Origin of the sequence: Larkinella bovis (genome assembly GCF_042655385.1) — a bacterium.
Taxonomy (GTDB): domain Bacteria; phylum Bacteroidota; class Bacteroidia; order Cytophagales; family Spirosomataceae; genus Larkinella; species Larkinella bovis.
This window is the reverse complement of the sequence record NZ_JBHSMA010000001.1, coordinates 735944-759707: the sequence shown is the minus strand read 5'-3', so window position 1 is coordinate 759707 and position 23764 is coordinate 735944. Positions and strand designations below refer to the sequence as shown.

The window sequence follows — 23764 nt, the reverse complement described above, 5'->3', positions numbered from 1 at the left end:
AAGTTTACGGCACATGGCATACGGTTTTTGGTGTTCGGTATACGGTTTTTCACGGCCCGGAAACCAGGCACGGTATGCCGGAAACCATACACTGAAATCCGATTTTAATGAGCAAGCCGCGTTTTGACGATATCTTTATGGAACTGGCCGTTAACCTTTCGAAGCGGTCGCACTGCATTAAGGCGCAGGTTGGGGCGGTTTTGGCGAAAGAGACCCGGATTATTTCAATCGGGTATAACGGCCCCCCTTCGGGCACGCACAATTGCGACGAAGAGTTTCCGGCGGTGGGTTGTCCCCGGGATTCGAAAGGGAGCTGTTCGCTGGCCTTGCACGCTGAGCAGAACGCCATTTTGTACGCAGCGAAAAACGGAGCCAGCATCGAAGGCGCCACCATTTATGTGACCCTTTCGCCCTGTATCGCCTGCGCCCGGATTATTTTTAGTATGAAAGTAGCCAAGGTGGTCTTTCTGCATTCCTACGCGAAATACAAAGGCATTCCGAGTGACGAAGGCGTCGAATTTTTGCGTAAATTCGGTGTAGAAACCGTCCAGTACCAGCCGACGGAAGGTTTCGAATCGACTTTCGTGCAGGGGGATCCGCATCTGTAGGCGGTTTTTTTTGAATGAATATATTAGCGCACGCTTTCCTGTCGGGCAATGACGAGGGGTTGATCATCGGAAATTTTATCGCGGATTTCATCAAAGGAAACCCCGGACACCCCCGGCATGGCCTGTCGGCCCGCGTGCAGCGCGGGATCTGGCTGCATCGGCAAATTGATTCCTTTACCGATCAGCATCCGCTGGTTGAGGCCATGCGCGTGATGGTTCGACCGCGCTGCCACAAGTATGCGGGGGCGGCTATCGATATTTTCCTGGATCATTTTCTGGCCCGGCATTTTACCGAGATTGCCCACCAGCCGCTGGCTGATTTCGTTACCCGGTTTTACCGTTTTTTGCAACACCACCGTTCCGAGCTCCCGGAAGAAGCCCGCCGAATGAGTGGGTACATGATCCAGCACGACTGGCTGACGAATTATCAGTTTCTGGACGGCATCGACCGGAGCCTGAAGGGGGTGGCGCGTCGCACGGCTTTTCCGTCGCATCTGGACACGGTAATCGAGGATTTAAAAAGCGATTACCGTAGTTTTGAGGAGTACTTCCGGCGGTTCTTCCCCGACTTACAGGCCCACGTTCGCTCCTTCCTGGACGCCAATCCGTTGACCCAATGATTGTTACTTAATCCCATCTACGTATATTCTTAAGCGTTATGTCTCCTGCGATCGATCAGTTGTTAAAAGATATTCGGAAGAAAAACGTTGCTCCGGTTTATTTTTTACACGGGGAAGAAACTTATTTCGTTGACCTGATTGCGGATGAAATTGAAAAAACCGTGGTTCCGGAGCACGAGAAGGGCTTTAATCAATTCGTCGTTTTCGGAAAGGATGCCCAGGTCGGGACCATTTTGAATATGGCCCGGCGGTATCCGTTTATGGCCGACCGGCAGCTGGTGCTGGTTCGGGAAGCCCAGCAACTAAACGGTCTGGGCGAAAAAGCCAATCAGGCGTTACTCGAAGACTATGCCAAAGCGCCGTTATCGTCCACGGTGCTGGTCTTGTGTCATACCGGCGCATTTGACGAACGAAAGGCACTGGCCAAAGCCTTCGCTCAAAAAGGCGTTTTGCTCAATTCCAAAAAGCTGTACGACAACAAAGTGCCCGACTGGATCGGTGATTATTGCCGGCAACAGGGGGTGAAAATCAGCCTGAAGGCGATTCAGATGCTGTTTGACTACATCGGAAATGATTTAAAGCGACTGGCTGGGGAAATTGATAAAATTACGATCAACCTGAAAGCCGGGGAGGAGATCAGCGCCGAAACCGTGGAGCGCCTGGTGGGCATTAGCAAAGAATACAATGTGTTCGAATTGCAGAAAGCGCTCACGTTGCGGGATGTGGTGAAAGCCAACCGCATCGTCGATTATTTCAGCCGGAATCCAAAGGATAATCCTTTGCCCCCCATGTTAATCATTCTGTATCAGTTCTTTACCAAAGTTCTGATGGTGCAGGCCTCCCGCGATCAGTCGGAAAAGAGTCTGGCTACGCTGCTGGGAGTTCACACCTTTTTTGTCAAGGATTACCTCCAGACCGCCCGGGCGTATCCGGTCTGGAAAGTGGCCGGCATTCTTCACGCCATTCGGCAGGCCGACGCGCATTCGAAAGGCGTCGATGCGCCTTCGCTCACCGAAGGCGACATTCTCAAGCAACTGGTTTTCGCCATTCTCCACTAGGTTAGGCGGTCAAAAACCGCCCCCGCCCGGTGCCGGGGAAGGGGGCGGTTTTAAATGCAAAAAACCGTCGGGAGAGACGGTTTCGCGGTTGGCCTGCCTGTTGCAGCCTTTAAAGTAGCGGGGACGAGAGTTGAACTCGTGACCTCAGGGTTATGAATCCTGTGCTCTAACCAACTGAGCTACCCCGCCAGATTTCGTGCCACAAAAGTAATAAAAAAAACTAAGACTCCAAATCACCTTTTTGATCACCGTGTTAAAATTCTGCTAACTTTGCCACGTTACCCATTAAAATTCACTGATATGGAAAAATATAAATTTATTGCAGAATACGAGCTACGGGCCTCTCCCAAGGTCCTTTTTCCCTATATCAGCACCGCTTCCGGTCTTTCACAGTGGTTCGCCAATAAGGTAAATATTCGCCCCGACCATCAGTTCGATTTTTACTGGGATAACGAAAGTCACCTGGCGCGGCAGGTGTCCATCCGGCAGAATAAAAGCGTGCGGTTCGAGTTTCTGAACGGAAATGGTACCGTGTCCGACGAACATAACTACATTGATTTCCGCGTCGACGTCAGTGAGTTAACCCAGTCCACGTTTTTGCGCATTACCGATTACTCGTCCAACTCGGATGTCGACGAACTTAAATCGCTCTGGAACAGTTTAATCGATAAGTTGAAAGAAATTGTGGGTAGTTGATTGCCAATGAAAAGAATTGACAAGCTCGTACTGAAGTCGTTTTGGGGACCATTCGTATTGACGCTTTGTGTAGTCGTGTTTATCTTTCTGATGCGGCTGATGATGTTTTACATCGATCAGTTTGTCTCGAAAGATATTGAGTTAGCGGTTTTTGGTAAAATCCTCATTTATTTTAGCCTGATTACCATTCCGATTGCCCTGCCGCTGGCGGTTTTGCTGTCTTCCCTGATGACCTACGGCAACCTTGGCGAATTCTTCGAACTGACCGCGATGAAAAGCGCCGGGATTTCGCTGACCCGTGCCATGCGTCCGTTGCTGATCGTGGCGACGGGGATTGCTATTTTCTCATTCTGGTTTAATAATAAGGTAGCGCCCTGGGCCAACCTGAAGGGCTACAGCCTGTTGTGGGATATAAAATCCTCGAAAGCCACCCTGAGTATAAAAGAAGGTATTTTTTACAACGACTTGCCCGGTTACAGCATCAAAGCCGACCGCAAGGAAGGTGATTTGCTGCGGGGCATGGTGATCTACAAGCACCAGGAAAACGGCGTTGAAACCGGAAACCGCGAAATCATTCTGGCGGATTCGGGCCGGATGTTTACGACCCCCGACAAGCAATACCTGATTTTTGAGCTGTACAACGGCAACGACTATACCGAATACTCCGATAATTCCAGTATGTCGTATGCGAGTAGTGGCCCACAAAACCAGTTGGCCAAATTCCTGCGCAACGGGTTTCAGCATTACAAATTGCGGATCAGCCTGGATTCGTACGGCCTGAAACGGACCGATGAGCAGCAGTTCGAGTACCACGAGTACATGAAAAACCTGAAGGAACTGGCCACGTTGACCGATTCGCTGAAAAAGGACCTGAAGTCGACCCTGGCGAGCACCTCCACGACCTCCCGGCAGTATTACAGTTACCAGTTTAAGCAGCCCCAGCCGCCGATTCTGACGAATCCGACGGTGAGTACGACGGCCGTTGCCGGGCCACCCGCCATTCGGGAAGGGAAGTGGATCGATTCGCTGCTGCGGAAGCCGGTCGACAGCCGCCTGCGGGGCGAAACCACCGAATTGGCCCTGTCGCAGGCCCGTAACATGCTGTCCTACGCGGAATCCAACCAGACCTATCTGAAAGAAAAGGCCAAAACGGTGAACCGGTATGAGCTGGAGAGTCACCACAAATTCACGCAGGCGATTTCGTGTTTCATCATGTTTTTGATCGGGGCACCCCTGGGAGCGATTATTAAAAAAGGCGGTTTTGGAATTCCGGTGCTGGTTTCGATTATATTCTTTATTCTGTTGTATGTGCTGACACTGACCGGCGACAAATACGCGAAAGACGGTTTGGTCTGGGTTCCGGCGGGGGCCTGGATGGCCAACGTGGTGCTGCTGCCGGTTGGGCTTTACCTGATGAAACAGGCCCGGAATGATTCGCGCCTGTTCGATAAGGACGTATACACGATCTGGTGGGAACGGTTGAAAAAACGCTATACGGCCTGGCGGGCGGGGCGGTTGCAAACCAAGGTTGCCTGAAATATTCTGGGGCGGTTCGTCATTTTTTATTCAAAAAAACCGTACCTTCGCGTTTCATTCACTTTATTCATTAGTATTAGCTGTCTGACGATGTATTTAAACACCGAAAAAAAGCAAGAAATTTTTGCTGCCCAGGGGTTCAAAAGAACCACGGAAGATTCTGGGTCGGCTGAATCTCAGATCGCTCTGTTTACGTTCCGGATTAACCACCTGACAGAGCATCTGAAAAAACACAAGCATGATTACGGTACCCGGCTGGGCCTGTTAAAGCTGGTCGGAAAGCGCCGTCGGTTGCTCGATTATCTGTATAAGAAAGACATTAGCCGTTACCGGGCCATTATTGCCGAGTTAGGGCTTCGGAAGTAAAAACTTCAAACCGGATCAGGGAATCTTTCAAACAGGTTCCCTGATTTCATGTTTACGATATAAGTAGATTTTATTTTAAGAATTCTTTCCGTTCGGATGGTCCGAACGAGCGGTCGGTAAGTAGTATTATACATTGCGGTCTTTCAAGAGGAAGCAATCGGTTCAAAAAGCGGCTGTCGCGGGTATTACTCTCTAGTTTATGTCACAAATCATCACACAATCCATTAACCTTCCTGACGGACGTACGATCACCATCGAGACGGGCAAGCTGGCCCGCCAGGCCGATGGGGCTGTTGTCGTGCGCCTGGGCGATACGATGCTGCTGGCTACGGTCGTATCGAACAAAGAAGGAAAAGAAGGAGCGGACTTTTTGCCGCTGTCTGTCGATTATCAGGAAAAATTTGCCTCCGCCGGTCGGATCCCGGGTAGCTTCCAGCGCCGGGAAGGTCGATTGAGCGATCACGAAGTATTGATCAGCCGGTTGGTTGACCGCGCGCTGCGGCCCATTTTTCCGGAGGACTACCATGCCGATACGCAGGTCATGATTACCCTGATTTCGGCGGATACGGAAGTCTTGCCCGACGCGCTGGCGGCCCTGGCGGCCTCGTCGGCGCTGGCGGTTTCCGATATTCCGTTCAATGGCCCTATCTCCGAAGTTCGGGTGGCGAAAATTGACGGTGAATACCAGATTAACCCCAAAACCTCGGATCTGGAACGGGCAACGCTCGATCTGATTGTGGCGGCAACGGCCAAGGACATCTGTATGGTGGAAGGCCATATGAATGAATGCTCGGAAGAGGAAGTGGTCGAAGCGCTGAAAGCCGCGCACGAAGTGATCAAACTGCAGTGTGCAGCCCAGAAAGAACTGGAAGCTGCCGTTGGGAAGCAGGAAAAGCGGATCTACAGCCACGAAACGCACGACGAAGAGTTGCGGCAACTGGTCAAACAGCAGTGCTACGATAAAGTATATGCCGTTGCCTTGCAGGCCAATAAAAACAAGAAAGTTCGCAGCGAATCGTTCAAGGCGGTTTTTGAGGAATTCAAAACGCAACTGTTCCCGGACGGGGAGGTTGATCCGCTGAAACTGACGCTGGCTAAACAATATTTCCACGATGTGCAGTGGGAAGCCTCCCGGCGGCTGGTTCTCGACGAACGCTACCGGCTGGACGGCCGGAAACTGGACGAGATCCGTCAGATCACCACGGACGTCGACTATTTGCCGTCGGCGCATGGTTCGGCGGTTTTCACCCGGGGCGAAACCCAGTCGCTGACGACGGTGACGCTCGGTACGAAAATGGACGAGCAGATTGTCGACCAGGCGATGTACCAGGGCTATGCCAAATTCCTGCTGCACTACAACTTCCCCGGTTTTTCAACGGGTGAAGTAAAGCCCAACCGCGGGGCGGGTCGCCGGGAAATCGGCCACGGAAACCTCGCTCACCGGGCGCTGAAGAAAGTGATGCCGCCGGATGCCGACAACCCGTATACAATCCGGGTCGTTTCCGACATTCTGGAATCGAACGGCTCGTCGTCGATGGCTACCGTTTGCGCCGGAACCCTGGCGCTGATGGATGCCGGCGTGAAAATCAAAGCGCCGGTGGCCGGGATTGCCATGGGATTGATTACGGACGAAAACGGTAAATATGCCGTTCTGTCCGATATCCTGGGGGATGAAGATCACCTGGGCGACATGGACTTTAAAGTAACCGGAACCGAAGCGGGCATCACGGCCTGCCAGATGGACATTAAAGTCGATGGCCTGTCGTACGATGTGTTGACGGAAGCCCTGCAACAAGCCCGGGCGGGCCGGCTGCACATTCTGGGCGAAATGAACAAGTCGCTGTCGGCACCGCGGCCGGACCTGAAACCCCACGCTCCGCGCGCCGTGACGATCAAAATCGACCGCGAATTCATCGGGGCCGTTATTGGACCAGGTGGAAAAGTGGTTCAGGAAATCCAGAAAGAATCGGGTACGACGATTGTCATTGAAGAAAAAGACAATGCCGGATTCGTCAATATTTTTGCCACGAACCAGATCAGCATGGATAAAGCGGTTTCGCGGATCAAAGGCATCGCAACGGTACCGGAAGTGGGCGAAATCTACGACGGAAAAGTGAAGACGATCATGCCGTTCGGAGCCTTTGTCGAGTTCCTGCCGGGCAAAGATGGTTTATTGCACATTTCCGAGATCAAGTGGGACCGCCTGGAAACTATGGATGGGGTTCTGGAAGTCGGGGAGGAAGTCCGCGTGAAGCTGATCGATATCGACAAGAAAACCGGGAAATACCGTCTTTCACGGAAAGTTTTACTGCCCAAGCCCGTGAACAAAAATCCGGCCTGATTTGTTACTTTTTAGTGTATCGAATCAGTCAACGATTTCGTTAATAATTGGACTTGCATTGGCATACAGCCTGATGAAGTAGTAATAAAACCGGACTGCCGGAAGGCAGTATTCCGTACATGAGACAGCTAAAGATTTCCAAACAGATTACCAACCGCGAGAGCCAGTCTCTTGACAAGTACTTGCAGGAGATTGGTAAAGTGGACCTGCTTACCCCCGACGAAGAAGTTCAGTTGGCCCAGAAAATCCGGGAAGGCGACCAGTTGTCGCTGGAACGTCTTACCAAGGCAAACTTGCGGTTTGTCGTTTCCGTAGCAAAACAGTACCAGAACCAGGGGTTATCGCTGGGAGACCTGATCAACGAGGGAAACCTCGGTCTGATCAAGGCCGCCCAACGGTTTGACGAAACCCGGGGGTTTAAATTTATTTCCTATGCCGTTTGGTGGATTCGCCAATCGATTCTGCAGGCACTGGCCGAACAGTCACGGATTGTTCGTCTGCCGCTCAACCGGGTGGGTTCTCTGAACAAGATTTCCAAAACGTTCTCCGACCTGGAGCAAAAGTTCGAACGCGAGCCATCGCCGGAAGAACTGGCGGCCGTGCTGGAGATTTCGGCCGCCGAGGTGGTCGATACCCTGAAAATTTCGGGTCGGCACGTTTCAATGGACGCTCCGTTTGTGCAGGGTGAAGAAAACAGCCTGCTCGACGTTCTCGAAAACGATGGGGAAGATAAACCGGATTCGGGCCTGATTAACGATTCGCTCCGGAAGGAAGTACAACGTGCTTTGTCGACGCTCACCCAGCGGGAAGCCGATGTGATCACGTTATACTTCGGACTGAACGGCGAACACGCAATGACACTGGAAGAAATCGGGGAGAAATTCAACCTTACCCGTGAACGCGTTCGGCAGATCAAAGAAAAAGCGATCCGCCGGTTGCGCCATACCTCCCGGTCCAAAGCGTTAAAGACGTATTTGGGTTAGTGGTTTATGGGGATACGTTGTTTCAACGGTACCGCGTGAACAAAAAACCATAAACGGTATCCCTACCGATAGCGTAACGAAAAAGCCGGGCATGCAAACCTATTTTGCAGACTCGGCTTTTTTATTGCAGTCCGATCACTCTACTACCGAATTTTTGTGGCGATTCATCAGCAGGTTCTCAATTTAGTGGAAGTATGTGTCCGGAAAGGAATTCGGGAGGCCGTGATTTCTCCTGGCTCACGAAGCGCTCCCATTACCCTGGCCCTTGCCCGGCATCCGGGCCTCACCACCCGGGTCGTGGCCGACGAGCGATCCGCCGGTTTCATAGCGATGGGTCTTGCGCAGCAGATCGGCCAGCCCGTCATCGTCGTCTGTACATCGGGTAGTGCGGTATACAACCTGGCACCCGCCGTGGCCGAAGCGTATTTTCAGGAAATTCCGTTGCTGATTCTGACCGCCGACCGCCCCAAGGACTGGACCCACCAGCAGGACGGGCAGACCATTTACCAGACCGAAATTTTTGGGAAACACGTGAAGCGGTCGTTCGAGTTTCCCGCCGACGTTGTCCATCCCGACGCGCGCTGGTTTGCCGACCGCGTGGCGAACGAAGCCGTTGAGCTGACCCGCGCCGAACCGTGCGGACCCGTTCACATCAACCTTCCGCTCCGGGAACCGCTGTATCCCACCGCCGACGAAACGTTTCAGTATGGACCGGTGAAACTAATCGAGCCATTGAAACCGGTTCTGGGGCTGTCGGCGGAAACCTGGCATCGATTGCAGGAGGAGTGGGATTCGGCGGAGCGGAAACTCATTGCCGTGGGACAAGGCCCGCACGATCCGGCCCTGCTGGCGATTCTGAAAAAACTCAGCGAAGAATGGCACATTCCGATCGTCGGCGATGTGATCGCCAACATCGGCCGGAATGACGAGTTCATTTCGCGGCAGGATGTCTTTCTGCAAACCCCCGACACGGAATTTAAAAACCGCCTTCGGCCGGATTTGTTGATTACGTGTGGTCAATCGTTTCTTTCGAAGCCATTCAAACTGTTTTTGCGGTCGAACCCACCCGCCCGGCACTGGCAGATTCAACCGCACGACCGGCTGGCCGATCCCTTTCAGTCGCTGACACGGCTGATTCCGTACGAACCGGCGGCCTTTTTTGAGAAACTCTTCTCGGATATTGATTATCAACGGTTTGTAAGCAACGATGAGGATGACGAAGCCGATGACCAATTTCAGGCCACCTGGCAAACCGTCGATCGGAAGGCGGCCCGGATGGTGAACCAGTTTCTGAAAGACGAAGCGGTTTTTCACGAATGGGCGGTCGTTCAGCGAGTTCTGGAGGCCTTACCGGTTGATAGTCAGTTGCATGTGGCCAACAGCATGCCCGTTCGCTACGTAAACCTGTGCGGCCTGGACGAAAAACAGCAGGTGGCGGTTTTTGCGAATCGCGGTACCAGCGGCATCGACGGTTGCCTGAGTACGGCGGTGGGGGCAGCCTTGACAACTCCCAAAACCGTAACGGCCCTGATTGGCGACGTGGCGTTTTTTTACGACCGCAATGCGCTCTGGAACAACCTCGTGCCCCCGAATCTGCGGATTATTGTGCTCAACAACCACGGGGGAAATATTTTCCGCATCATCGACGGCCCCGCGAAACAGCCGGAACTGGAACCCTATTTTGAAACCAGTCAACCGCTTACGGCGGCCAATACAGCCAGGGATGCCGGATTGCAGTATACTCAGGTCAGCTCGTATGCCGCGCTGAAAACCGCCCTGGCTGATTTTTTCGCGCCAGGTGATGGCGGGAAACTGCTCGAGATCGAAACCAGCCGCCCAACAAACGCGGACCAGTTCCAGCGGTACAGGCAGTTGGTGCAGGAAACCTTTGGCGGGCGTTAACGGCAAAAGCGAATCCGGTTTTCCTTCGCCAGTTCGTCGCCGATCTGTTCGCCTTTTTTCCAGACCTGACACGCCTGCGCGGGGTCACCGCTTTGCTGGTACGCCTGACCCAGATACGCGTAGACGTTTTCGATCGACGGATCGAGCCGTTCCGCTTCCTGCAACGAGGCAATGGCCTGATCGGGTTGCTGTTTGGTTAGAAAGTACAGGCCCAGGTTGCGGTGCGCCCAGCCATTCTGCTCGTCGAGTTTGAGCGATTGCTGAATCAAAGGCAGGGCTTCGTCGGGGCGGTTGGACTGGAGCAGCAGGTAGCCTTTGTTGTTGAGGTAATACGGTTGGGCCGGTTGCAGCGCCAGCGCTTTGTCGGTCAGTTGCAGCGCTTCGGCGTATTTTTTCTCCCGACCCAGAATCAGGCCGAGGTTATTGAAGGCAAAATGCTGTTTGGGGTTGAATTCGGTCGCCCGCTGAAAATCCGTTTTCGCCCGATCGAACTGCTTCTGATTGAAATAGAGGACACCCCGATTCGTCAGCGCTTCGGCATTTTTCGAATCAAGCGCCAGCGCCTTTTCGTATGACGCCTGGGCGGCCGAAACCGCATCCTGCCGAACCTGAAGGTTGCCAAGTCGGACGTAATAATACGAGGAATCTTTGTAAACCGGCTGGATTTTGGAGAGATCGTCGGCACTGCCTTTCAAATCGTTCAGTTCCGCCCGCACGTCGGCCCGGTTGAAATAAGCTTCCCAGAATTCCCCGTCTTTTTCGATGGCCCGGTTGTAATCCTCCAGCGCTTCGGGTAAATCCCCAATCCGGTATTTCGCCAGGCCCCGGTTGTTATAGGCATCGGCGAAGTCCGGTTTTTTTTCAATCGCTTCGTTGTAAAACTTGATGGCCTGCCGGTATTCCCCGGTTTTGAACGCTACATTTGCCCGTTGAAAAAACACGATCGCTTCGCTGTTGTTCGAGTCGGAACAGGCCGACAGGAACAGACCGATTACTATGAACAGGGAAAAAAAAGGACACGTTCGCGGGGGAAAGAAGTTCATTGTATTGCTGAATTAGTAAAATAATTGTAACCTAACACTGTTAAATGGTAACAAAATGCGCTATCTAAAAGAAATTTCGCATCCGGCTTTCCGCATTGGCTTGTATGTCTGGAACAACAAATACCTGATCAAGATTGAAGCGGGCTCCTATGAGCAGACCTATAAAATCAGTGAAATGGATGTTAGCTCGGAGGAAGACGTCATCGGGCTGGTCGACGAACTGTTCCTGCAACGGGTGAACGAACGCTTCGGACAGATGCACGAAGATTTCATGAACGCCCTCGAACGGCACGGGCTGTAATCAGCTCTTTTCGATGCCGAGCCATTTCCTGTACAGGGCCCGTTGCTCCGTGGTCGGACTAGCGAGGGGCTGGATTCGAAAAGCCGCCAGCGGATTTCCGGTGAGCGAAACCGCCAGCGTTTTCAACTGGCCCGTCCGATTCACCAGGACCGAAATCGTGGCGCCCGGCTGGTACGCTTCCAGCACCCTTTCCAGATCATTGCCGACGCGCACGTTATCGATGGCCAGAATTTCATCGTTGACATTCAGGCCGTTGATCCAGGCGGGTGAGTCGCGCCGGACCGACGAAACCGTCAATTTGCCGTCGGCGAATTTGGTCAGGGTCCCGAGGTACGCATCCTGCTTGCTGGCGCTGGCATCCACCAGTTGCAGACCGACCGGATTCAGGAAGGAGTTATAATCGATTTTTTCAGTTCCAAAAACGTATTTCTGAAAGAAGTCATCGAGTTTCCGGCCGGCGATTTTTTCCACCGCTTCCTGAAACTCGGTATCCGTAAAACCGCGTTTCTCTTTCTTATAATACGTCGTATATAACAGCCGCAGCACATCGTCGAGGTTTTTCTGGCCGTTGGTGCTGTTGACAATCGCCAGATTCAGCAAACCGCCGAGTACGCTTCCCTTGCTGTAATACGAAACCGTGCTGTTCACCGAGTTTTCGTTCGGGCGGTAGTACTTGATCCAGGCATCCAGGCTCGATTCGGCGACGGATTGCACCGCGTTGCCGGGCAAATTCTCGATCCCCGAAATTTCGCCGGCGAAGGAGCGCAGGTAGGCTTCCGACGATAGGATGCCGCAGCGTTGCAGAATGGCGGTTTGGTAAAAACTGGTAATTCCTTCGGCCACCCAGAGCAGGTGCGTGTAGTTTTCGTTTTCGTAGTCGAACGGCCCGAGAGCTTTCGGCCGGATCCGTTTCACGTTCCAGAGGTGAAAATATTCGTGGGCCACCAGACTCAGAAAATCCTGGTACAACTTGCTGTTAACGAACGCGTTGCGGGTGACTTGCAGCGTCGTGGAGTTGGCGTGTTCCAGGCCGCCCCCGCCCGTGGGGGTCTGGTGAATAATGAAGGTGTAGTCCTGGCAGGGGTGTTCGCCGATGACGCGGAACGTTTCCTCGCAAACCCGCTGCATATCGTTGGCCAGTTTGGCATCGTCGTAGTGTTTCTCGCCGTACATCGCCACCGTATGCGGAACGCCGGCGGCCGTAAACGTAAACGTATGATGGTTGCCGATTTCGACGGGACTGTCCACCAGCACGTCATAGTCGGCGGCCTGGTAGGTATTGACTTGTCCGGGAACCGCCGGCAAGCCGGTCGAGATTTTTTTCCAGTCGGCATAGGGCTGAATGATCAGGCGATGGGGCTGGCTGCGGAGGTGATCAACGTAGAGAAACAGGCTGGCTCCGTTGAAATACCCGTGCGAAGCATCGATAAAACTGGTCCGTACGCTAAGTTCGTAGGCGTATACTTTATACCGGATGGTCAGTGGTGTGGCTGTGGAATAAACCCGCCAGGTATTTTTTCGGATTTTCTCCGACCGGACGGGCTGATTTCCCGCCGACGCCCGGAATCCTTCCACGTTACGGGCATACTCCCGAATCAGGTACGAACCGGGTGTCCAGACCGGCATTTTGACGTCCAGATAGCCATTAGTGGCGGTTTTGGAACCGGCAGCCGCGCCCGCTATTCGCATTTCCACTTCGAAATAATGGGTTTGCGGTTCGGGCATCGAAACCGTATAGGTAATGGGAGGAAGCGCGCCCTCGGTCCCGGAAAGCGCGGGAATTGTTCCGGCGATCCAGAGGGGGAGACTGAGTAAAAAGAAAAGCCAATGATTTTTTTTCATACGGAAAATGCGTGTACTTTCGTTTTCAGATGGTGAAAACCCCGTTCTTACGACTCACAAAAGTAATAACGTAACTCCGTTAAAGAAAAATCTGTTTAACCCCAACGTATGCGTCCGACCCTGTTTGGAAAGGCATTTACCTTATCGGTTTTCGTAAGTTGTTCGGTGCTGTCGACCACGGTATCCGCCCAGCGAACCCTCAGTTACACCGAGCCCGACGTACTGTTCCGCAATGGCCTGGAATGGTTCGAGAAAAATAACTACGCGGCTGCGCGCCAGGAGTTTCTGCAATACCTCGATCGCAAAAAGCCGATCACCAACATCAGTGATCAGAATGCGGTTTCGGCGGAATACTACATCGCGCTGACCGGTTTGTACCTCGATATTCCGGAAGCGGAAGTGCAGGTGGATCGGTTCGTGAAAACCCACCGCGAACACCCGAAAGCCGGTTTATTATACGGCGATCTCGGGAAATACTATTTCGACAAAGGCGATTACGACCGGGCCATCACGTTTCTGGAGAAAGCCATCCGGCAAAACCAGAACGCCTACGGGCAGGCCGAAAGCAAATATTTGCTGGCAATGGCCTATTATTCGAAGCAGGATTTGCGTAACGCCCTGCCGCTGCTGAACCAGATCAAGTCCGATCCGGGTCTGGCGCAGGCACCGTCGGCCTCGTACTATGCCGGGGTGATCAATTTCCGGCAGGGCAATTACCGGGAAGCCGTCGCCGATTTCAAACGAATCGAGCAGAATCCGACTTACCAGAATGAGGTACCCAACTGGATTGTGCAATCGATGTATAAAGCCGGCCAGTATGACCAGTTGCTGGCGTACGCGCAGCCGCTGTTGCAGCGAAACCGGGGAAATGCCGCCCAGCTCGCCGACGTAGCCCTCTTTACCGCCGAGGTTTTGTATAAAAAAGGCGATTACGGCAAGGCAATTCCTTTCTATAAACAATATAGTAATGTCAAAGGACGCGGAGTGGCGCCGGCGGTGCAGTTCCGGTACGGCGATGCCCTGTTCAAAACCGGTGATTACCAGGGGGCCATTGCTGCCTTGAAGAACGTATCCGCCGGTAAAGACACCATTGCGCAGTATTCGGCCTATCGCCTTGGCATCAGCTACCTGCAGACGGCGAACCCCAGCTTTGCCCTGAATGCGTTTGATCAGTCGGCGAGGCTGAATTTTAACCGGGAAATCCAGGAAGAGTCGGTGTTTAATCACGCCAAGCTGCAACTGGATCTGAATAATGGTGGCGAGGCCGTGAAGGAGTTTACGGATTTTCTGAAACGCTACCCGAACAGTAAATTCGAAAACGAATCGAACGAACTGCTCAGCGAAGCATATTTTTCGTCCAACAATTACACGACGGCGATCGCGTACATTGAAGGCCTGAAACGCCGGACGCCCCGTATCAATGCCTCCTACCAGCGGATTACGTACAACCAGGCGGTTAACGATTTCAATGCGGAGCGGTATGATCAGGCCATTGCGAATTTTGACAAATCCCTGAAAAATCCGGTGGATACCGAGTTGCGGAACAGCGCGCTGTTCTGGAAAGCCGAAACCTATTCCGCCCAGCGCAAATACGACGAGGCCATTCCGCTGTACCAGCAGGCGCTCCGTGGGAGCAATGTCAGTGCCGAGTTGCAGGGCAAAAGCTTGTATGCCCTCGGTTACGCAGCGTATAACAAGAAAAATTATTCGCAGGCCGTTACCTACTTCCGGGATTTCATCGCCAAGTCCGGGTCGTCGGATAAGCAGGCGCTGGAAGATGCAACGGTTCGCGTGGCCGATAGCTACTTTGCCACCAAGAATTACAACGAAGCCATGCGGTATTACGACAATGCCATTGCGCAGGGTCGGATCGACCGGGATTATGCGGCTTACCAGAAAGGGGTCATTCTGGCGTTCATGGAGCGCGATACGGAAGCGAAGGCGCAGTTTGAAGCCGTGCTGAAGCAGTTTCCGAATTCTCGATACAGCGATGATGCCCTGTTTCAGATGGCGAACGTCGATTTTGAAAAAGGGGCCTACCAGGCTTCAATTCGTGGTTTTAGCCGGTTAATCAACGATAAACCGAAAAGTTACCTGATTCCGGCGGCTTTGCTGAAGCGGGCCACGGCCAGCACAAACCTCCAGTTGTACGAACCGGCTATTCAGGATTACCGGCGGATTCTGGATCAGTACGGGGGCAGCCCATCGGCTTCGGGGGCGTTGCTGGGCCTGCAGAATGCCCTGAGTGATGCCGGTCGTTCCGAGGAGTTCAGCAGTACGTTATCGACATACAAGAGAAATAATCCGGGAAATACGGATCTACAAAAGGTTGAGTTTGAGAACGCTAAAGGCTTATATTTCAATGAGAAGTACACGCAGGCTGTTCCAACTTTACAGGCCTTTATTGATGATAATCCCAACAGCCCGCTGGCGTACGAAGCCCGGTATTACCTGGCTGATTCGTACTACCGTTCGGGGGATTTACCGAATGCCCTGAAAAATTATTACGCCGTTATGGCCGAGAATAAGTCCGATTTTGTGACCCGCGCAGCGGCCCGGGCCGCCGATGTCGAACGGCAGCAGAAGAATTATCCGCGCGCCATCCGCAATTACCGGACGGTGCTGGCGCAGTCGAAAAGCAAGAACGAGCAGTCGCAGGCGGTGCTGGGGCTGATGGAGACCTATTACGCAACGGGAAACAATGATTCGACGCAGGTGCTGGCGCGGGAAGTGTTGTTGATGGGCAATGTGGTGCCAGGGGCGCAAAACCGGGCGCAGCTGATGCTGGGCAAAGTGGCCTATGCCAAAGGCGATTACAAACAGGCCACCACCGAGTTCGAGAAAACGATTGCGCTGGCCAAAGACGAGCAGGGGGCCGAGGCCAATTTCTGGCTGGCGGATATGCTCTACCGAACCAAAAAATACAAGGAGTCGATTGATGTGCTGCTGCGGTTTAACTCCGATTTTGCGCAGTACGACTATTGGAAAGGCAAAGGCTTTATTCTGGTCGCCGAAAATAACGTTGCGCAGAACGAAATCGCCCAGGCCAAGGCCGTGCTGAATTCGATTATCGAAAATGCGGAGAACCAGGAGATTATTGCCGAGGCAAAACAGAAACTGGTCGCCATCGAATCGAAAAACTGATCCCGAACCGGCTTCAGAAGCCGATTTTGCCATCCCATTCTAACCATTTAGCCGAACCAGCTGGTTCAAACCGTATCAATTCATGTCGTCACCCAAATCTTCCTTCGATCACCTGGCCCTGCTTTTGATTGTTTCGGGCAGCTTGCTGCTCACGACGGTTGATGCCTGGGCGCAACAGCCCCAGCGACCAACCCCCCCGCCCGTGCGGGAGGGTGAGGTGGATGATCAGGAAATTACCATCGAGAAAAACCGGAAAATAGAAATGCCGCCCGCCAACCGGCTTTTCAACAAAATACCGTCCATCAAACCGTCGACCGAGCAGCGCAAACTGACCTACGAGTTCAACGACCGTGCGTTGTCGGTGGGTGATCCCAGGCTGTCGCCCAATGCACTGCCGATTCCGGCGGCCCAGGCCGAGCAGCAGGACCTGTTTAATAATTACGTCAAAGCGGGGGCCGGGAATTATGGTTCGTTTTACGGGGAAGCGTTCGGCAGCGGACAGGTGATGGAAAACATCAGTGTCGACGGATCATTCAAACATCTGTCATCGTCGATGGGGCCGGTGGATGGCAAGAATTCCGCGACGAGCGAAAACCGGATCAAACTGAATGGTTATTACCAGACCGATGCGATCAAACTGACGGCCAACCTGGGGTACGACCGGGAAGCGTTTTATTTTTACGGCTATCGTCGTCCGCAGGAAATCGACCGGCAAACGATCCGACAGGTCCTGAAAACGTCACAGTTCAGTATCGGCATTGAGAATGTAGATCCGGACAAAAATATTGACTACTCGCTGAAAACCGGTATTACCAACCTTTCGGATCACTACGAAGCCACCGAACTGGACTGGGGAACCAACCTGAAGGGCTCGGTAGGCATCTCCGATAACTTTGTGGCGCTCTTTGCCGCCGATGCTTTCATCACGCAGCGGACGGATGGCCCGGTCGATAACCGGAATTTGTTCCGGGTGAAGCCCACCTTTAAATATTCTAATTCCCTGCTGACGGCAACCTTCGGGGTTAACGCTGTTAACGAATCCGATAAGCGGCTGTCCATCAACCGGACGCGGGCTTTTCCGGTTATTGACATTGATGTGGTTCCGGCTGGGAATATTCACTTTTTTACGGGCGTAGATGGCGACATTAACCGGAATACCCTGCGGAGTTTACTGAGCGAAAACCGCTGGCTGGCGCCGAAAGTGGTGTTGGCCAATACCGAAAAAACCTGGGATATCTACGGCGGAAGCAAGGGCGAACTCGGTGGGGGTATTTCCTACGAAGGCAAGGTGTCGTACGCCCGTTACCGGAACTTCTACGGCTTTAACAATACCTGGCCGGATACGGCGCAGTTCTTCGCCGTCTACGACGGAAACCGGACGCACGTGCTAACGGTTTCGGGGCAGGTGGGCTATACGTACAAAGAAATTTTCCGCTCGACCCTGCGGGCCGACTTTTACGACTACACCCTGAGCCGGATGGAAGAAGCCTGGCACCGGCCAACCGTGTCGGGTTCGTGGTCCAACTCGTTTATCGTTGATAAAAAATTATTTATCACGATGGATTTGTACCATTATCAGGGCATGAAGGGCAAAAACTTTGTTACCAATCAGATTGTCACCCTGAAACCGATCTGGGATTTGAACCTGAAAATTGACTATTTCTTAGGAAAACAGGTTTCAGCTTTTGTTTCGTTAAATAACATTATAGGCGGTAATTATCAGCGGTATTTGTATTATCCGCAACAAGGGCTTAACTTTCTCGGAGGATTGTCGTACAGCTTCTGATACGCCTAAACCACAAAGCCCATGGTTCTTGTCCCGGATTACCTGAAAAAACTGCTGTTCCAGTACGATTGCATCGTTGTTCCCGAGTTGGGAGGGTTCATTTTACATTACATTCCGGCCACGTTTGTGGAAAGTACCGGGCTGTATATGCCGCCCCGCAAGAAAATTGCGTTCAACGAGGCCCTCAAACTGGACGACGGTTTGCTGATCAATTACCTGATGCTGCACGAAAGCTGTACGCGGGACGAAGCGTACCAGGCCATCCGGCAGTTTGTGGAAGGATTGAAGCAGGACATGCGGCAACAGCGAATCGTTACGATAGAAGGCCTGGGGTTATTCTCGGAAAATGAGGAAGGTAAGCTTCAGTTCGATCCCGAAATCCGGCACAACTTTCAGGGCGAATCGTACGGTTTTCAGCCCGTCGAAGCCCGGTTGCTCCAGGCAGTATCGGAAGAAGACGTAAAACCGGCACCGGTTGTCAAACTCCCGAACGAATCGCCGATTGCGGTGGAAGCGGAGGAAATTCCGGCCAAAATCCTGCCCATTCCGACGGAAACTTCGTACGGCCGGCGGCAGTATCTGGCCTGGGCCGCGGCCGTTCTGCTGATTTGCTCCCTCGGTTTTCTGACCGTGGGCCAATCGCCTTCGCTATCCCTGAGCAGCCTGAATCCGTTCCAGTCGTTTATGCCGGAAAAATCGGATCGGCTACCGGAAGCGGTAAAAACGGAAACAGTAACATCCGTCGAGCCGGTGGCTATTCCGGAATCGAAACCCGAGGTGGTAACGGAGCCTATGCCGGTGATTGATCCGGTCGTTACAACGGAAGCCGAAACGGTAAAACCGCCCGTAGTTGAAGCGGTAGCGGTTGATGCCAAAAAAGCCGAGGTTTATTACGTGGCGATTGCGGGGAGTTTTTCGAATAAAACCAATGCCCGCCGGCTGATGCGGAAGTTGCGGAAAAACGGTTTTGAAACCGCTTATGTGCTCCCGCAGTCGAAAACGAACGAACTGGTTAAAGTGGCGGCCGTTGGGTCGCCGGATAAACACGAAATTCTGGCGTCACTCGAAGTCGTTAGTAAATTGTCGGGTGCCCGGGCCTGGGTTCATAAAATCGGACAATGAGGGTGGTGATGTGAGTGATTTGCGGATAGAACTGTTGAAAAGGCAGCCTTTGGGTTGCCTTTTTGCGTTGATGAACCGAAGTATTCCGGAAATCGTTTTATTTTTGCCCGTGTTGGACAATACCGTCCACCGGTTATTCCGTTAATGGGCTAAACACTGTTTCCATGAATCGCCTTACGCTGGACAATGAGAATGAATACCGGGTAACGGCTTTTGCCGGGTCGTTCGCTATTTGTGCCCTCTTGTTTTTTCTGCTGCTGTACATTCGGCTCTGGCAGTCGGTGCCTGATCCTCCGCCGATTCAGCTGGTGGAAGTGAACTTTGGAACGGATTTGATCGGCAGCGGTTCGATACAGACGTATAACAAAGCCAGTGATTCGAAGAATACGGAGGACGTGAAAAAGGAGGAGGAGAAGCCGAATCCGAAAATCACGACCACGCCCCGGGTGGAAAAAACGCCCACGGCACCCGTTCCGAAAATTGAAAATGCCAAGCCGAGTAAGGTGATTACCGAAAAACCGGATATCGCCAGCAAGATTGAAAGCCCGGTGACGGTGCCGGAAAAGGCAGAACCCAAAAAAGTGGAAGCCACCACGCCAAAACCGACGCCCGCTCCGCCCAAAGCCGAGCCGGTTGCTGAGCCCAAAAAGGTGGATGCCAATGCATTATACAAGAAATCGAACTCAGGTGGATCGAACGGAACCGTCGGCAAAGCTTCGGGCGTAGGAGGGAACAACAACGGAGATGATGCGTCGGGCGTTGGCGATAAAGGAAATCCCGATGGCAATATCAATGCGAAACAATTCTACGGGACTCCCGGCGGCACCGGTTCGGGCGTTTCCCTGAACATGGCGGGCTGGCGACTGTCGAGTACCCGCATTGCGCAGGATAATTCGGGGGAAAGCGGCAAAATCGTTTTCGAAATCAAGGTGGATGACAAGGGGGATGTTACCTTCGTGCGGGTCAAAGAAACGCGCCTGAGCCCGACGGTTACGGAATTCTACAAACAACAGGTGTATAAATTGCAACTGGTTCCCAAAGGCTCGTCGGCTCCGCCGATTTCAACCGGTACGTACACCATCAATATTCGATCAAATTAGTACCGAATGACGTATTCGGAAGCGATTGCTTATTTATACGCGCAATTACCGGTTTTTCACCGCGTAGGAGCGAAGGCCCTCAAACCGGGTCTGGATAATATTCTTCAACTCTGTGCGTATCTCGGAAATCCGCACGAAAAATTCCGGAGCATTCACGTTGGCGGCACCAACGGTAAAGGCAGCTCGTCGCATCTGCTGGCGGCTGTCCTGCAGTCGGCCGGTTTTAAAACCGGGTTGTATACATCACCCCATCTGAAAAACTTTACCGAGCGAATCCGGATCGACGGCCTGCCGATGCCCGAAGCGGAGGTGGCCGCGTTCGTGTTCCAGCACCGGGCGTTTATCGAGGATTTAAAGCCTTCTTTCTTTGAAGTGACCGTTGGGATGGCTTTTGACTATTTCGCGCGTCAGAACGTCGATATGGCCGTTATCGAGGTTGGTTTGGGGGGGCGTCTGGATTCGACGAACATCATTACCCCGCTGGTCTCCCTAATTACGAACATTGGCTGGGATCATAGCGATATTCTGGGCGACAGTCTTCAAAAAATTGCAGCCGAAAAAGCCGGCATTATCAAACCCGGTGTGCCGGTGGTGATCAGCGAATACGATCCGGAAACGTATCCTGTTTTTGAAAACCGCGCCCGGGCATGCGGAAGTGCCCTGCTGGTGGGCGCGGAGCGGTATGCCATTACCGACCTTGGCATCGATGCCGAGGGGCGTCATTTCGTTCTGGAGCCCCGGCTTGGCGGTGAGGGTCCCCTGTCGTTGGAATTGCTGGGAACCTATCAATTGAAAAATGTAGCCGGTGTGGCCACTGTTCTGGAGGTACTGGCTACCCCGAATTTTGGTCTGGACCCGGTTTTTGCGGCAGAGGTTAAGGAAAAACTCGCCGATTCGGTGGTTCGGACCGGTTTTGCCCAGGTGGTTAAATTGACGGGGTTGAAAGGCCGCTGGCAGATTCTGCAGCGAAATCCGACGGTTATCTGCGATACGGGGCATAATGAACCCGGTATTCGGAGCGTATTTGAATCGCTGCAAACGGTTTCGTACCGGACGCTGCACCTGGTGATCGGGTTTGTGAAAGACAAGGACCTGTCGCACGTCCTCGGGTTGTTTCCTAAGGATGCGCAGTATTATTTTTGTGAGCCGGATATTCCGAGGGCACTCGATGCCCAATCGCTGGCGGAGGAATGTAAAGCCTACGGTTTGGTGGGAGAGGTCTTCCGGGATGTCAATCAGGCGTTGAAAACAGCCCTGGATCGGGCCGATCCGGGGGATTGTATTTTAGTGACCGGCAGTACCTACGTGGTTGCCGAATTAAATCAGTTGTAAAAGTGAGCAGAAATAAATTGGCTCGTTTTGAGCACAATCGACTCAGTTCAAATGTGTTAGAGCCGGGTAAAGAAATTTTCGATACCATTAAAGGCAATTGGCGCGGGCACTATTTCCAGAATGAAAACCCGATTGTGATTGAGGTCGGATGCGGGCGGGGTGAATATACCGTTGGGTTGGCCGAGCACTATCCCCATCTGAACTTTATCGGAATTGACCGGAAAGGCGACCGGATCGCGCAGGGGAGTCAGCGGGCGCTGGCGGCTGGTCTCACGAATGTGGCCTTTTTGCGGACGGATGTGTTTCGGCTGCTGGATTTCTTCGGGAAGAAGGAAGTCAATGAACTCTGGATCACCTTCCCGGACCCCCAACCGCGGATTAGCCAGAGCAAAAACCGCCTGACGGATCCGCGCTTTCTGGAATTGTACCGGGAAATTCTGGTTGAGGACGGGGTGCTACACCTCAAAACCGACCATGACGATTTCTTCGATTTTAGTTTGAAGACGTTACCCGCTAACGGTTTTCAGGATTTAGTGGCTACGCGGGATTTATACGCGTCGGCCATGAACAACCTTCACCTGGGTATAAAGACAAAATACGAAGAAATCTTCTACAGGAAAGGCTTTTCCATAAAATACTTAAAATGCAAAAAGGCGGGATGATTTCCCGCCTTTTTTTGCGCCTTATCCTGTAATATTACAATTTTGCAATCAGGTCAGCGATGCGGCTGGAGTAGCCAAACTCATTATCGTACCAGCCGACGATTTTCGCCAGGGTGCCATTGGCGGAAGTCAGCTTCGAGTCAAAAATGCAGGAGCTGGTGTTCCCGACGATATCGGTTGAAACGATTTCATCCTCGCAGTATTCCAGAATGCCTTTCAGCGGACCTTCGGCCGCGGCTTTCATGGCTGCGTTGATTTCATCCTTCGTGGCTTCGCGCTTGAGAATGACCGTCAAATCCGTTACCGACCCATCCGGAATGGGGACGCGAAGCGCATAACCGTCGAGCTTGCCTTTTAGTTGTGGCAACACCAAACCAACAGCTTTAGCAGCACCCGTCGACGTCGGAACGATTGACAAAGCCGCAGCCCGGGCCCGACGCAGGTCGGAGTGGGGGGCATCCTGCAGGTTTTGGTCGGCGGTATAAGCGTGTACGGTTGTCATATACCCTTTTTCAATCCCAAATACATCGTCGAGAACCTTTGCCATCGGAGCAAGGCAGTTCGTCGTACAGGAGGCATTGGAGAGAATGGTTTCGGTGCCCGTCAGGGTATCTTCGTTTACGCCCAGCACAACCGTCGGAATGTTGCCTTTAGCAGGAGCCGAGATAACCACTTTTTTCGCTCCGGCGGTCAGGTGCTGGCCAGCGCCCGCTTCGTCAACGAACCGGCCCGTCGATTCCAGGACAATATCAACGCCCAGGGCAGCCCAGGGCAACGCTTTGGGATCGCGTTCGGCGTATGCGTGGATACGAACACCGTTGATGGTTAAACTTTCGCTGTCAGAGGTGATATCGCCCTGGAATTTACCATGAACGGAGTCATATTTCAATAAATGCGCGAGCGTTGCATTATCTGTTAAGTCATTAATGGCAACGATTTCAACATTTTCTTTTTCAAGGAGTCTTCGGAAAGACAGGCGGCCAATCCGGCCAAACCCATTGATAGCGACTTTAATTTTGCTCATTTTATGTTTTTATTAGTTAGCATGAACGCTGCAAAGATAGTATTCCAAATCGAAACGTATTCGGGAATGGGGAAATTGTTGACAAGCCAGGGTAGGAGAAGGCAATAAAGCCGGTGAATACGGGAGTGCTCAGTAAGCCTGGCGAACCGCTATCACTACCATTAGTATTTAGCTAACATGATGGGGGGGGTACTAAAATACATAGATAGATTTAGTTAATTTAATTAGTAAAATACTAAATTATGGGTAGTAAATTACTAATTTCAATAGTATATCATTTACGTTTTATTAGCTGCTT

19 protein-coding genes and 1 tRNA gene are annotated in these 23764 nt (G+C 52.5%); 16 read left to right on the top strand and 4 right to left on the bottom strand.

Going from position 1 to position 23764, the window contains the following annotated elements; translation table 11 throughout:
• The first annotated feature begins 107 nt into the window (after positions 1 to 107).
• Genes ACFPMF_RS03140 through holA form a run of 3 tightly spaced genes read left to right on the top strand, consistent with a single transcriptional unit; the run spans position 108 to position 2286 of the window.
• On the top strand, positions 108 to 608 hold the full coding sequence (locus ACFPMF_RS03140; RefSeq protein ID WP_379841020.1) for a deoxycytidylate deaminase: 501 nt from the start codon (positions 108 to 110) through the stop codon (positions 606 to 608).
• 14 nt (positions 609 to 622) lie between these two features.
• The gene (locus ACFPMF_RS03135; protein ID WP_379841018.1) at positions 623 to 1228 is read left to right on the top strand and encodes an acyl carrier protein phosphodiesterase; all 606 of its coding nucleotides are present in this window, start codon (positions 623 to 625) and stop codon (positions 1226 to 1228) included.
• Between the two features lie 38 nt (positions 1229 to 1266).
• Positions 1267 to 2286, top strand: coding sequence for a DNA polymerase III subunit delta (gene holA, locus ACFPMF_RS03130; protein ID WP_379841016.1), 1020 nt, complete (start codon positions 1267 to 1269; stop codon positions 2284 to 2286).
• A 115-nt stretch (positions 2287 to 2401) separates the two neighbouring features.
• Here holA and ACFPMF_RS03125 read toward each other — a convergent pair.
• A tRNA-Met gene (locus tag ACFPMF_RS03125) sits at positions 2402 to 2475 on the bottom strand.
• Positions 2476 to 2586: 111 nt separating this feature from the next.
• Between ACFPMF_RS03125 and ACFPMF_RS03120 the strand changes: the two genes are divergently transcribed.
• From ACFPMF_RS03120 to menD, 6 genes are all read left to right on the top strand, one after another.
• A complete protein-coding gene (locus tag ACFPMF_RS03120) occupies positions 2587 to 2982 on the top strand; it encodes an START-like domain-containing protein (protein WP_379841014.1) in 396 nt (131 codons plus the stop codon).
• A gap of 6 nt (positions 2983 to 2988) precedes the next feature.
• Positions 2989 to 4518 carry an LptF/LptG family permease gene (locus tag ACFPMF_RS03115; protein WP_379841012.1) on the top strand — a complete coding sequence of 510 codons (1530 nt, stop codon included), beginning with the start codon at positions 2989 to 2991 and terminating at the stop codon, positions 4516 to 4518.
• A 90-nt stretch (positions 4519 to 4608) separates the two neighbouring features.
• Positions 4609 to 4884 (top strand): 30S ribosomal protein S15, encoded by a 276-nt coding sequence (gene rpsO, locus ACFPMF_RS03110; RefSeq protein WP_379841009.1) that lies wholly within the window; start codon positions 4609 to 4611, stop codon positions 4882 to 4884.
• Positions 4885 to 5083: 199 nt separating this feature from the next.
• A complete protein-coding gene (pnp, locus tag ACFPMF_RS03105) occupies positions 5084 to 7225 on the top strand; it encodes a polyribonucleotide nucleotidyltransferase (RefSeq protein WP_379841007.1) in 2142 nt (713 codons plus the stop codon).
• 119 nt (positions 7226 to 7344) lie between these two features.
• Positions 7345 to 8208: a sigma-70 family RNA polymerase sigma factor gene (locus tag ACFPMF_RS03100; protein ID WP_038118528.1), complete on the top strand. Its 864-nt coding sequence runs from the start codon at positions 7345 to 7347 to the stop codon at positions 8206 to 8208.
• Positions 8209 to 8364: 156 nt separating this feature from the next.
• Positions 8365 to 10110 carry a 2-succinyl-5-enolpyruvyl-6-hydroxy-3-cyclohexene-1-carboxylic-acid synthase gene (gene menD / locus ACFPMF_RS03095; RefSeq protein ID WP_379841004.1) on the top strand — a complete coding sequence of 582 codons (1746 nt, stop codon included), beginning with the start codon at positions 8365 to 8367 and terminating at the stop codon, positions 10108 to 10110.
• Here the strand turns inward: menD and ACFPMF_RS03090 are convergent.
• Positions 10107 to 11153 carry a tetratricopeptide repeat protein gene (locus ACFPMF_RS03090; RefSeq protein WP_379841002.1) on the bottom strand — a complete coding sequence of 349 codons (1047 nt, stop codon included), beginning with the start codon at positions 11151 to 11153 and terminating at the stop codon, positions 10107 to 10109. The two genes, menD and ACFPMF_RS03090, sit on opposite strands and share 4 nt — an antisense overlap.
• A 55-nt stretch (positions 11154 to 11208) precedes the next feature.
• Here ACFPMF_RS03090 and ACFPMF_RS03085 point away from each other — a divergent pair, with 55 nt between their 5' ends.
• Complete coding sequence (locus ACFPMF_RS03085) at positions 11209 to 11454, top strand: hypothetical protein (protein ID WP_379841000.1); 246 nt, start codon at positions 11209 to 11211, stop codon at positions 11452 to 11454.
• Here the strand turns inward: ACFPMF_RS03085 and ACFPMF_RS03080 are convergent, their stop codons facing one another.
• The gene (locus ACFPMF_RS03080) at positions 11455 to 13296 is read right to left on the bottom strand and encodes a M61 family metallopeptidase (RefSeq protein ID WP_379840998.1); all 1842 of its coding nucleotides are present in this window, start codon (positions 13294 to 13296) and stop codon (positions 11455 to 11457) included.
• A gap of 108 nt (positions 13297 to 13404) precedes the next feature.
• Here ACFPMF_RS03080 and ACFPMF_RS03075 point away from each other — a divergent pair, with 108 nt between their 5' ends.
• From ACFPMF_RS03075 to trmB, 6 genes are all read left to right on the top strand, one after another.
• Positions 13405 to 16440, top strand: a complete 3036-nt coding sequence (locus ACFPMF_RS03075; protein WP_379840996.1) for a tetratricopeptide repeat protein — start codon at positions 13405 to 13407, stop codon at positions 16438 to 16440.
• 82 nt (positions 16441 to 16522) lie between these two features.
• A complete protein-coding gene (locus ACFPMF_RS03070) occupies positions 16523 to 18226 on the top strand; it encodes a TonB-dependent receptor (protein ID WP_379840994.1) in 1704 nt (567 codons plus the stop codon).
• A gap of 21 nt (positions 18227 to 18247) precedes the next feature.
• Complete coding sequence (locus ACFPMF_RS03065) at positions 18248 to 19348, top strand: HU domain-containing protein (RefSeq protein WP_379840992.1); 1101 nt, start codon at positions 18248 to 18250, stop codon at positions 19346 to 19348.
• Positions 19349 to 19512: 164 nt separating this feature from the next.
• Positions 19513 to 20448 carry a hypothetical protein gene (locus tag ACFPMF_RS03060; RefSeq protein WP_379840990.1) on the top strand — a complete coding sequence of 312 codons (936 nt, stop codon included), beginning with the start codon at positions 19513 to 19515 and terminating at the stop codon, positions 20446 to 20448.
• Between the two features lie 6 nt (positions 20449 to 20454).
• Positions 20455 to 21780 (top strand): bifunctional folylpolyglutamate synthase/dihydrofolate synthase, encoded by a 1326-nt coding sequence (locus tag ACFPMF_RS03055; protein ID WP_379840988.1) that lies wholly within the window; start codon positions 20455 to 20457, stop codon positions 21778 to 21780.
• 17 nt (positions 21781 to 21797) lie between these two features.
• Complete coding sequence (trmB, locus tag ACFPMF_RS03050; RefSeq protein ID WP_379840986.1) at positions 21798 to 22442, top strand: tRNA (guanosine(46)-N7)-methyltransferase TrmB; 645 nt, start codon at positions 21798 to 21800, stop codon at positions 22440 to 22442.
• Between the two features lie 34 nt (positions 22443 to 22476).
• Here trmB and gap read toward each other — a convergent pair whose 3' ends face one another.
• Positions 22477 to 23466, bottom strand: coding sequence for a type I glyceraldehyde-3-phosphate dehydrogenase (gap, locus tag ACFPMF_RS03045; RefSeq protein WP_379840984.1), 990 nt, complete (start codon positions 23464 to 23466; stop codon positions 22477 to 22479).
• Positions 23467 to 23764: the final 298 nt, after the last annotated feature.